The sequence below is a fragment of the Kitasatospora sp. DSM 101779 genome (assembly GCF_025655475.1).
In the GTDB taxonomy this organism is placed as follows: domain Bacteria; phylum Actinomycetota; class Actinomycetes; order Streptomycetales; family Streptomycetaceae; genus Kitasatospora.
Window position 1 is genome coordinate 764,788 of record NZ_JAHTIK010000001.1, and the last position, 10,546, is coordinate 775,333.

The following is a 10,546-nucleotide window of genomic DNA, read 5'->3' on the forward strand; positions in this document are numbered from 1 at the left end:
GCCCCCCCCCGCCGGCCCGTGGGTCCGCCTCCCCGTGGATCACGCCATAGCAGATGATCCCGCGACGACACCGCGGGCAGCCCGAAATCCGCCCGCACGAGCGAATCCGACTCCAGACCCCGGCATGACAACTCCCGCTGCGGCAAGTCTGGTTGGCGGCACCGACCGACGGACCGACGGGCCCACCCTCGGCTGCCGAGCACCGGCGTGCGAATACCTGGCCGAAACCCTGGCACGTCCCACATGAATGCGCTGATTCACGTGCACAGCAGTGTTTTTGAGGGAGCATCAGATATGTCCGGAAACCGGCTATGCTGCTTCCGGCTCGGCCCGCCGCACCGCCGTCGCACCAGGTAACCCGGACCGACGCGGGTGCCGCGCCGCACGCCAGACGCAGCCCCACGTCCCCCGGAGCGGCCGCCGCCCGTCCGTCCCCCGCCACCCACTCGATCGCTTGAGGATGCCGATGCTTCGTGCTGGATCGCCCCCCGCCCGCCGGGCCTCCGCTCCCGTCCTCGGTTGGCTCCTGCCCACCGTGGTGACGGCGGCGGCCGTGGCCGCCGCCGTCTCGGTGGTCTCGGCCGGTGCCCGTACGGGAGTCCTCTGGTGCGGGCTGGCGTGCACGGCGGCCGTGGCCGAGGCGGCCCGCCGGGGGCGCGCGCTGACCGCCCTGCGCGAACAGTGCGCCCGGCAGGAGGACGAACTGCGGGCCCGGCTGGCCCGGCAGGAGGCCGAGACGACCGAACTGGCGACGGTCGCACTGCCCGAGGCGGTGGCCCGGCTCCAGCGCGGCGAGTTCCCCGAGGACGTCCTCAAAGCGTTCGAGCGCCGGGAGGCCGACGGGGCGACGGAGTTCCGCGCCGCGCGGGAGGCCGTGCTGCGGACCGTGCTGGACGCGGTCGACAACGAGGAGGGCATGCGCGAGTCCGCCCAGCGGGCCTTCGTCAACATCGCCCGCCGCGTCCAGGCGATCGTCCACCGGCAGGCCCAGGACCTGCGCACCATGGAGGACCGGCACGGCAACGATCCGGCCGTCCTCGACGACCTGCTGCTGCTCGACCACGGCAACGCACTGATCGGCCGGCTCGCCGACAGCATCGCCGTGCTCGGCGGCGCCCGGCCCGGCCGCCAGTGGAGCCGGGCGGTGCCGCTGTACTCGGTGCTGCGCGGCGGCATCTCGCGCATCCTCGACTACCGGCGCGTCGAACTGCACCCGGTCTCCGAGGTCGCCGTGGTCGGCCCCGCGGTGGAACCGCTCATCCACGCCCTCGCCGAACTGCTGGACAACGCCACCCGCTACTCGCCGCCGCACACCAGAGTGCACCTGTCCGCCGCCGAGGTGCAGGCCGGGATAGCGATCGAGATCGAGGACGGCGGACTCAGCCTCAGTGAGGAGGGCCGGGCCCGCGCCGAGCGCATGCTCAGGGACGCACAGGCCGGCATCGACCTCAACGACCTCGGCGAGACTCCCCGGCTCGGCCTGGCCGTGGTGGGCCGGCTCGCCCAGGCGTACGGCTTCCAGGTCTCGCTGCGCCCCTCCGCCTACGGCGGTGTGCGCGCGGTGCTGATCGTGCCGCAGCAGCTGATCACCACGGCCCCAGCGACCGGCCGGGCGCACGGCATCGGTGCCGCCGCGGGACTTCGGCCCGTCCCGGGCGTGATCCCGCAGCCCGCCTCGGAGCCGCGGCCGTACGGGCGGACGACCGCGGGCGCGTTCTCCGCAGGTCCGTCCTTCGGTTCGAACGCGGGGATCCTCGCGGAGTCGAACCGTCCGGACGACGAGATTCCGGTGGTGGCCGAGCGCGCCCCTAACGGGCTGCCGCAGCGCCGCCGCCACGCCAGGCCCTCCCGGCCGGGTCCGGTGGAGGTCTCCCGGGTCCCCGAGCCGGCCCAGGCACCGGTGCAGCCCGGCATGTGGCTGGCCGCGTTCCACGAGGGGGTGAACGGCCACGCGCCGTCCACCGGTGCGGCCGGCCCCACCAGTGAAGAGTCGGCAGGGAAGGGCGAGCAATGATTCAGCAGCGCAGCAACATGGACTGGATGCTCAAGGAGCTGGCGAACGGCGTCCCGCACACCCGCCACATCGTCGTGCTGTCGGCGGACGGCCTGCGGATGGCGCAGTACGGCACCGACCCGGACACCGCCGACCGCCTCGCCGCCGCCTGCGCCGGCCTGCAGAGCCTGGCCACCGCGGTCGGCCACGAGTTCCCGCACGGCGACGGCCGGATGCGACTGGTGGTGATCGAGGTCAGCGGCGGCTTCTTCTACCTGATGTCCGCCGGAGCCCGGGCGTACCTCGCCGTGCTCGCCGACGAGGGCGTGGACGCCGGCCTGATGGGCCAGCGGATGCGGGACCTGGTCGCCCGGATCGGCGAGCATCTCAGTACACCGCCCCGCAACGGCGAGCAGGTCGCATGAGTGCAGGCGACCAGGACTGGGACGAGGGCATCCCCGAACGTCTCTATGTGATCACGCGAGGGCGCAGCGGCCTGGCCGAACAGGCCACGTTCGACCTGGTCACCCTGATCGTCTCCCGCGCGGAGCCGGCACCCACCATGCAGCCGGAACATGCGGCCATCCTGCGGATCTGCGGCGCGCCGCTCTCCGTGGCCGAGATCTCCGCCTACCTCGGGCTGCCGACCAGCGCGGTCACCGTGCTGCTGGCAGACCTCCTCGCCGACGGACGGATCGAGGCGCGCTCCCCCGTCCCGCAGGCGATCCTTCCCGACCGAGCCCTGCTGGAGGCGGTGATCCATGGACTACAGAGGCTCTGACACGATCGCCGGGCCGGCGCGGGCTGACCTGCTCCCCGACTCGGCCACCATGGCGGTCAAGGTGGTGATCGTCGGCGGCTTCGGCGTCGGCAAGACCACCCTCGTCGGATCGGTGAGCGAGATCCGACCGCTGACCACCGAGGAGACGATGACCCAGGCCGGCGCGGGCGTCGACGACCTGGCCGGGGTCGAGCGCAAGACCTCCACCACGGTGGCGATGGACTTCGGCCGGATCAGCATCACCGACGAACTGGTGCTGTACGTCTTCGGCACCCCCGGCCAGGAGCGGTTCTGGTTCCTCTGGAACGGCCTGTTCGAAGGGGCGCTCGGCGCGGTCGTCCTGGTCGACACCCGGCGCCTCGAGGTCAGCTTCGACGTGATCGGACGGCTGGAGGACCGTGGCGTGCCCTTCGTCGTCGCCGTCAACTCCTTCCCGGAGTCCCCCGGTTACCCCACCGAGGACCTGCGGGCCGCCCTCGACCTGGACCCCGGGGTGCCGATCGTCGCCTGCGACGCCCGGACCCGCGAGTCCAGCAAGGACGTCCTGCTGACGCTGATGCACTACCTGTACGGCCTCTCCGCCCGAGCGGGCCGGTGACCGGGCCCACCGACTGACCGCCCGTCATTCTCACCATCCGGCCCGCCCCCGGGCCGATCCCGAACCGCCCGTTCCCGAACCGCCCGTTCCCCGACGACCCGCCACCCGTGACGACCCCGGAGCCACCGTGACCTCGCCCTTCCCCGAGAACACCTCCGCCACCCCGCCGCCCGGGTGCCCCGCCCACGGGCTCGGCCCCGACGGCCTGCGCCGCCTCTACGGCCCCGAGGCCGAGGCCGACCCGGCCGGTCTGTACGAGAAGCTGCGCGCCGAGCACGGCGAAGTGGCCCCCGTTCTGCTGCACGGCGACATCCCCGCCTGGCTGGTCCTGGGGCACTCCGCGAACCTCGCCGCGATGCGCACCCCCTCCCGGTTCTCCCGGGACTCCCGCCGCTGGACGGCCTTCCAGAGCGGCCTGGTCACCCCGGACTCCCCGCTGATGCCGGTGATCGCCTGGCAGCCGCTCTGCGTGTTCGCGGACGGCGAGGAGCACCGCCGCCTGCGCGGCGCGGTGACGGACGGTCTGAACCGCTTCGACCGGCGCGGCATCCGCCGCTACGTCACCCGCTTCGCCGACCAGCTGATCGAGGAGTTCGGCTCCTCCGGCCGGGCCGAACTGGTCTCCCAGTTCGCCGAGCACCTGCCGATGCTGGTGATGACGCAGCTGGTCGGCATGCCCGAGGAGTACGGACCGCGGCTGGTCGAGGCCGCCCGGGACCTCATGAAGGGCACCGAGACGGCGATCGCGAGCAACGACTACGTGGTGGCGACGCTGCGCCGGATGATGGAGCGCAAGAAGGTCTCGCCCGGCGCCGACCTGGTGAGCTGGCTGATGCAGCACGAGGCCGGGCTCACCGACGACGAGGTGCTGGAGCACCTGCGGGTGGTGCTGCTCGCCGCGAACGAGACCACCGTCAACCTGATCGCGGACGGGCTGAAGATGGTACTCACCGACCGCCGGTTCCGCGCCCACCTGTCCGGCGGCCAGATGACCCTGCCCGACGCCCTGGACCAGGTGCTCTGGGACTCCCCGCCGATGCTGCTGGTGGCAGGACGCTGGGCCACCGGCGACACCGAACTCGGCGGGCAGCAGATCAAGGCCGGCGACATGCTCCTGCTCGGGCTCGCGGCCGGCAACGCCGACCCGGCCGTCCGCCCGGACCTCACGACGCCGCTCTTCGGCAACCGCTCGCACCTGGCCTTCGGCAGCGGGCCGCACGAGTGCCCCGGCCAGGACATCGGCCGGGCGATCGCGGAGACCGGCATCGACATCCTGCTGACCAGGCTGCCGGACCTCCGACTCGCCGTCCCCGAGGCCGAGTTGACCTGGACTTCGGCCTGGATCTCCCGGCACCTGGTCGAGCTGCCGGTGAGCTTCTCGCCGCGCACGGCCGAGCCCGCGCCGACGGCTGCCGCCGCGCCACCGGTGGTGCCCGCGACACCGACCGTTCCCGCACCGACCGTTCCCGCACCGACCGCGCCGCCGATGCGCTCGGCCGCGGCTCCGGGCCCGGAGCCGACCCCGGAGCCGGTCGCGGCGGTGGTGCCGCGCCAGCGGCGCAGCTGGTGGGCCGCGCTGACGAGCGTCTTCCGGCGCTGACGGCGCTGACGGCGCTGACGGCTCCGACGGCTCCGACGGCTCCGACGGCTCCGACGGTGGTGCCGCGGTGACTCCGGCGGTGGGGCGCGGTCAGCGGCTGTCGTAGGCCCGGCGGGCGGCCTCCACCGCCGGGAGGGCGCGCTCCACCCAGCGGCCGAGGCCGCCGACGAGGTCGGCGGCCTGCTCGCCGAGCGGGGTGAGGCTGTAGTCGACCCGGGGCGGGATGACCGGGTGGGCCTCGCGGAGCACGAAGCCGTCCCGCTCCAGGGTCTGGAGGGTCTGCGCCAGCATCTTCTCGCTCACTCCTGCGACCGCGCGGCGGAGCTCGCTGAAGCGGTAGCCGCGCTCGCGCAGGGCGATCAGCACCAGCACGCCCCACCGGCTGGTGACGTGCTCCAGGACCCCGCGGGAGGGGCACATCCGGTCGGTGACATCACCAATGGCGGCGAGAGGGGCGGCGGGCGCGGTGGCTTCGAGCGGGGTACTCACCTTCATATCAGTACCGTACTTCAGAGTGGGTACTTTCGATCGGTAAGTGTGACGCCTACGGTGGTGGTTGAAGTCGAAACCATCTGAAGGAGCGCGTCATGATCGTCGTCACCGGAGCCACCGGACAGCTCGGCCGCCTGGTCGTCGAGGGCCTGCTGGAGCGGGTGCCCGCCCAGGACGTGGCGGTGGCCGTCCGCTCGCCCGAGAAGGCCGCGGACTGGGCCGCCCGCGGCGTCGAGGTCCGCGAAGCCGACTACAGCCGTCCGAAGACGCTCGCCGGCGCCTTCCGCGCCGGCGAGACGGTGCTGCTGGTGTCCGGCAGCGAGGTCGGCTCGCGGGTGCCGCAGCACACCGCCGTGGTCGAGGCCGCCGCGGCCGCCGGTGTCGCCCGGCTCGTCTACACCGGTGTGCTCGGCGGCGACGAGGCGACCTTCGACCTCGCCGCCGAACACCGGGCGACCGAGGCCGTGATCCTCGCCTCCGGCCTGCCGTACACCTTCCTGCGGAACGGCTGGTACACCGAGAACTTCACCGCCGGTGCGGCGGGCGCCGTCGAGCGCGGGGTGGTGCTCGGCAGCAGCGGCGACGGCCGGCTCGCCACCGCCGCCCGCGCCGACTACGCGGCCGCGGCCGTCGCCGTGCTCACCGGTGAGGGCCACGAGAACCGCGTCTACGAACTCAGCGGCGACACCTCCTGGAGCCTCGCCGAGTACGCGGCCGAGCTCACCGCCCGGTCGGGCCGGCCGGTCGCCTACCGGGACGTCGCCCCCCAGCAGCACCTGGACGCCCTCCTCGGCGCCGGACTGCCGGCCGGCTTCGCGGCCATCCTGGTCGACGTCGACGCGGCCGTCCGCCGCGGCGAGCTCGACCGCGACCGCGGTGTCCTCTCCGCCCTGATCGGCCGGCCCACCACTCCGCTCGCCGACTCGGTGAAGGCCGCCCTGGGCGCCTGAGCCCATCAGGGACCTTGGTCCCGACCCGCCGGAGCCGGCCGGACCTGGTGACGGCCGTCGGGGGCGCCGAGGATGGTCCTGCGCCCCTGCCGCGCACACCACCTCGGAGAGGAATCGCCATGCCCCAGTACGTTCTTGCCGGGATCGACGGCTCGCCCGAGAGCGCGGCGGCAGCCCGCTGGGCGGCCGAGGAGGCCGTCCGCCGGGGGCTGGCGCTGCGCCTGGTGCACGCGCAGACCTGGCTGGACGACATCCATGCCGACCGCGGCCAGCCTGCGGACGTCCGCGGGCTGACGCTGCGCATGCTGGCCGACGCGCGCGAGGACGTGATCTCCGCGCACCCTGCGCTGGAGGTCGGGGCCGACCTGATCGGCGGCGGGGATCCGGTCGACGTGCTGGCCGAGGCCGCTGCCGGGGCCGAGCTGCTGGTGCTCGGGTCCCGCGGGCTCGGCGGCTTCGCCGGGCTGGTGGTCGGCTCGGTGGGTCTCGCCCTCGCCGGCCGGTCCGAGGCGCCGACCGTGCTCGTCCGGCACGCCGGGGCGCAGGACGGACCGGCCCCGGAGCGGGCGGCCGTGGTGGTCGGGGTGGACACCCGGTCGCCCGCGCCGGAGGTGCTCGACTTCGCCTTCCAGGAGGCCGCCCGGCGCGGGGCCGTGCTGCGCGCGGTGCACGGCTGGACCCCGCCGCCGGTGTGGGGCTACGCGGGCGGAGTGGGCCCGCAGTTCGAGGCGGACCAGTTCAGCGCCATCGAGGCGGAGCTGCTGGACGAGGCCCTGACCGGCTGGCGCGAGAAGTACCCCGAGGTCGCCGTCCTCCGGGACTGCCGGATCGCGGGCGGGGCCCAGGCCGTCGTCGACACGGCCGCGGACGCCGCCCTGGTGGTCGTCGGCCGACGGCGCCGCCGCCACCGGATCGGCCTGCACCTCGGCCCGGTCGCCCACGCGGTCCTGCACCACGCCGAGGCCCCGGTCGCAGTCGTCCCGCACGACTGACCGATCCCCGAGCACCGGTACGGCGGCTCCTCCGGGGGCCGCCGTACCGGTTCGCGGGGCGCGGCTCACCTCCGGATCGCCCACGCCTCGACGAGGAACGAGGAGGACGGGCGGTCCGGGGCTTCGGCGGCGAAGCAACAGTGGCCGGGTGACCAGCTGGCCGCCGACCCGCTCCACGTTGATCATCACGCCCAGGAGTGCCGCCTCGGGCATGCCCGCCGCCCAGGTGGAAGAGGGGCTCGGGCGGTGCTCGGGTCGCATCGTGCTCGGCCGGCCAGCGGTCCACGTCCGAGGGCACCCGGCCCACCAGGCCGCGTCCTCCTCCAGGACCGCGGCCCGACCAGGTCGTCCACCGCCACGCCGGCCCAACCGCTCCTCCACCGCTGCCGTTCGGAGCCGGCAGCCCTCGCGCTCGACCGGGCGCCCGACCGGGCGCCCGACCGGCGCCGGGGACGGCCCCCACGCCGTCCCCGGTCTCCTCGTGTCGACCCGGCCTGCCCCCACGGCAGTCCGGGTCGCACCCGCGCACCCCTGGCACGGGCGCGGCCGGTTCGGCGGTCCGTCCCCGGCCCGGGCAAGCGGCCCGGCATCCGCCGACGGTTCGTCAGGACTGCTTCCCGGCGCCTCCACCGTGCCGCATCCGGACCGGCCCGCGGAGGGCCGAAGGTCCCGCCGACCGGCCCGTGGCCGCCGCCGGGCCGCAGGTCGCTGCGGATCGGGACCTGTGGCCCCCGGTCGGGGTCCTTCCGGTCCATGACCGGGCCGGGCCCGCACCGGGAGAGTCGACCCGTGGGGACGGTCGGGTGCAACGGACACCCGGCCCCGGAATCCCGTGGAGGGGAACCGACATGACGAACACGGTGCTGACCGGGATCGACGGATCGCCGCAGAGCGAGGCCGCCGCGCTCTGGGCCGCCGAGGAGGCCGAACGCCGGGGCGCCGCCCTGGAGGTGCTGCACGTCCGGCCCTGGCTCGCGCCGGAGGACACCGGGCGGGCCCGGCACGAGGACCTCCGGCCCGCCGCGCTGGCCGCGTTGGCGGAGCTCGCCGACCGGATCCGGCAGTTGCACCCGGAGTTGCCGGTGGAGGCCCGCACCGTCGGCGCCGACCCGGTCGACGGGCTGGTGGCCGCGGCCAAGGGGAAGGACGTGGTGGTGCTCGGCTCACGCGGACTCGGTGGCTTCGCCGGGCTGTTGGTGGGCTCCGTCGGACTCGCCGTCGCTGCGCGGGTCGAGGTGCCGCTGGTCCTGGTCCGGGCGGACGGCGGCACTTCCGATTCCGGCCGCGGGGCCCGGCGCGAGGTGCTGGTCGGGGTCGACGCCGACCGTCCGGCGGACGCCGTGCTGGAGTTCGCCTTCGCCGAGGCGGCGCGGCGCGGGGCCCGCCTCAGGGCCGTGCACGCCTGGGACCTCGTCCCCGTGTGGGCGGCGGCCGGCTGGGTGCCGCCGCAGGTCGACCTGGCCCGTCAGGAGCCCGCGGAGCAGGCCGCGCTGGCTGCGGCCCTCGCCCCGGCACGGGCCGCCCACCCGGAGGTCGAGGTGGTCGCCGAGACCAGGATCGGCGGTGCGGCCGCGGCACTCGTCGGCGCGAGCGCCGGGGCCGAGCTCGTCGTCCTCGGCCGCCGGGACAACCGGCTCCGCCTGGGCATGCGGCTCGGCCCCGTCCTGCACGCGGTGGTCCATCACGCCACCGCCCCGGTCGCCGTGGTGCCGCATCCCTGAACGGGCCCGGGAATCCGCGGTGCGGGCGGACCGCGGATCTTGCGTCCGGCGCTGCCGGGCAGGACCGTGTCCCCCTCGAACTACCGGGGGGACGACACCATGGCATCCGTCAAGCACGTGCAGGACCTCGATCACCTGAACCGTCACGAATGCTGGATGCTGTTCGGCATCGCCGGAGTGATCACGCTGGGCCTGATCGCCTATGCGGTGAACCTCCGGGGGATCGCCTACAAGATCTCGGCCAACGGGATGGGTCCGGGGCACCGGGCGTATCGCGTGCGTGTCGCCTTCAACCCCGTGGGCGCCGCGTTCTTCGCGGTCATCGGCGGTTGCCTCGCCGCCAAGGGCCTGCGCGGCGCGCTCGGGTGACGCGGGCTCAGGCGAGCAGCTGCTCGATGCGGTCGAGGGCACCAGGCAGGTCGCGGGGACGCAGGATGCCGGCTCCGGGCTGGTGGCCCGCCCAGCCGGGGCCGGCGGTGAGGACGACCGGGCGGGCGCGCGAGCCGCGGCCGCCCCAGGCCGTTTCGGCGGCCCGACGGGCGAGGACGCGGTCGGCGGTGTGCTTGGCCTGCGACCAGATCATCACCGCTGCCGGGCCTGTCCTGCGCACGGCCTCCAGCAGCGCCTCGGCGGGGACGGCGGCACCGAACATCCGGTAGGGCAGGCCGCGTTCGGCCAGGCCGGCGGCGACCGCCTCCAGCGGGAGGGTGTGGAGTTCGGCCGGCATGCCGGCGAGCAGCGCGGGCGGGCCCGGGCGGGGCGGGGCGGGCCGGTCGGCGACCCGGCGGAGGGCCGTGGAGACGTGCCAGGAGAGCAGGTGCTCGACCTCGACGTAGCGCTCGCCCTCGCCCGCCCACCGGCGTCCGGCCGCACGCAGCGCGGGCATCATGACCTCCGTCCAGGCGGCCACCGCGCCCATCTCGTCGACCACCTGACGCAGGAGCCGCGCGACCTCGACGGTGTCGAGGCGGACGGCGGCCCGGGTCAGGCCGCGGCACTCCGGGCTCACCGGCCCGGCCGGAGCGCTCCCCGTCTCCGGCCGGCCGGCAGGCTCCGCAGCGGGTTCGGCGCCACCGGGGCCGGGCGGAACGGGCGGAACGGGACGTGCGGCGCCGAGCGCCTGCCGGGCCGCCTCGCCGGGCGGGACGCCGCGGGCGGTCAGGTGGCACATGGCTTCGAGGACGGCGATGTCCTGCGGGGTCCAGCGGCGGTGGTGGCCCTCCTCGCGCCGGGCGGGCCCGATGCCGTAGCGCCGTTCCCAGGAGCGCACGGTCGTCGGTGAGACGCCGAGTCTGCGGGCCACTCCCCCGGTGGTGAGGCTGGCCTCGGCGAGCGCCGGGGCGGCGGCCGCCCGGGCGGCCGGGGCGCCCGCTCCGGCGGCTCCGCGGTCCGCAACCGCCCCGGCCGTTGCGGCGGTTG

General features: G+C 75.2%; 11 protein-coding genes. 9 read left to right on the forward strand and 2 right to left on the reverse strand.

The annotated features are described in order from the left end of the window. The first annotated feature begins 466 nt into the window (after positions 1 to 466). The 5 genes from KSNIM_RS03615 (at position 467) to KSNIM_RS03635 (ending at position 4,972) form a co-directional block, all read left to right on the forward strand. A complete protein-coding gene (locus KSNIM_RS03615; RefSeq protein WP_263101748.1) occupies positions 467 to 2,014 on the forward strand; it encodes an ATP-binding protein in 1,548 nt (515 codons plus the stop codon). After that, complete coding sequence (locus tag KSNIM_RS03620; protein WP_263101749.1) at positions 2,011 to 2,418, forward strand: roadblock/LC7 domain-containing protein; 408 nt, start codon at positions 2,011 to 2,013, stop codon at positions 2,416 to 2,418. Before KSNIM_RS03615 ends, KSNIM_RS03620 begins: the two co-directional genes overlap by 4 nt. Beyond that, positions 2,415 to 2,774, forward strand: a complete 360-nt coding sequence (locus KSNIM_RS03625) for a DUF742 domain-containing protein (protein WP_263101750.1) — start codon at positions 2,415 to 2,417, stop codon at positions 2,772 to 2,774. The genes KSNIM_RS03620 and KSNIM_RS03625 overlap by 4 nt, the downstream gene beginning before the upstream one ends. Continuing rightward, positions 2,755 to 3,372, forward strand: a complete 618-nt coding sequence (locus KSNIM_RS03630) for a GTP-binding protein (RefSeq protein WP_263101751.1) — start codon at positions 2,755 to 2,757, stop codon at positions 3,370 to 3,372. Before KSNIM_RS03625 ends, KSNIM_RS03630 begins: the two co-directional genes overlap by 20 nt. Positions 3,373 to 3,499: 127 nt before the next feature. Then, complete coding sequence (locus KSNIM_RS03635; RefSeq protein WP_263101752.1) at positions 3,500 to 4,972, forward strand: cytochrome P450; 1,473 nt, start codon at positions 3,500 to 3,502, stop codon at positions 4,970 to 4,972. Between the two features lie 90 nt (positions 4,973 to 5,062). On the opposite strand, the gene KSNIM_RS03640 is transcribed toward KSNIM_RS03635, so the two are convergent. Then, positions 5,063 to 5,467, reverse strand: coding sequence for a winged helix-turn-helix transcriptional regulator (locus KSNIM_RS03640; protein WP_411543652.1), 405 nt, complete (start codon positions 5,465 to 5,467; stop codon positions 5,063 to 5,065). A 92-nt stretch (positions 5,468 to 5,559) separates the two neighbouring features. Between KSNIM_RS03640 and KSNIM_RS03645 the strand changes: the two genes are divergently transcribed. The 4 genes from KSNIM_RS03645 to KSNIM_RS03660 all read left to right on the forward strand — a co-directional run bounded on the left by KSNIM_RS03645 (position 5,560) and on the right by KSNIM_RS03660 (position 9,496). Further along, positions 5,560 to 6,414 carry an SDR family oxidoreductase gene (locus tag KSNIM_RS03645; protein ID WP_263101753.1) on the forward strand — a complete coding sequence of 285 codons (855 nt, stop codon included), beginning with the start codon at positions 5,560 to 5,562 and terminating at the stop codon, positions 6,412 to 6,414. A 119-nt stretch (positions 6,415 to 6,533) separates the two neighbouring features. Beyond that, positions 6,534 to 7,406, forward strand: a complete 873-nt coding sequence (locus KSNIM_RS03650) for a universal stress protein (protein WP_263101754.1) — start codon at positions 6,534 to 6,536, stop codon at positions 7,404 to 7,406. An 848-nt stretch (positions 7,407 to 8,254) separates the two neighbouring features. Beyond that, a complete protein-coding gene (locus KSNIM_RS03655) occupies positions 8,255 to 9,127 on the forward strand; it encodes a universal stress protein (RefSeq protein ID WP_263101755.1) in 873 nt (290 codons plus the stop codon). Positions 9,128 to 9,226: 99 nt separating this feature from the next. After that, positions 9,227 to 9,496, forward strand: coding sequence for a hypothetical protein (locus KSNIM_RS03660; protein ID WP_263101756.1), 270 nt, complete (start codon positions 9,227 to 9,229; stop codon positions 9,494 to 9,496). 7 nt (positions 9,497 to 9,503) lie between these two features. Here KSNIM_RS03660 and KSNIM_RS03665 read toward each other — a convergent pair whose 3' ends face one another. Then, complete coding sequence (locus tag KSNIM_RS03665) at positions 9,504 to 10,430, reverse strand: MerR family transcriptional regulator (protein ID WP_263107820.1); 927 nt, start codon at positions 10,428 to 10,430, stop codon at positions 9,504 to 9,506. Between the last annotated feature and the right edge of the window lie 116 nt (positions 10,431 to 10,546).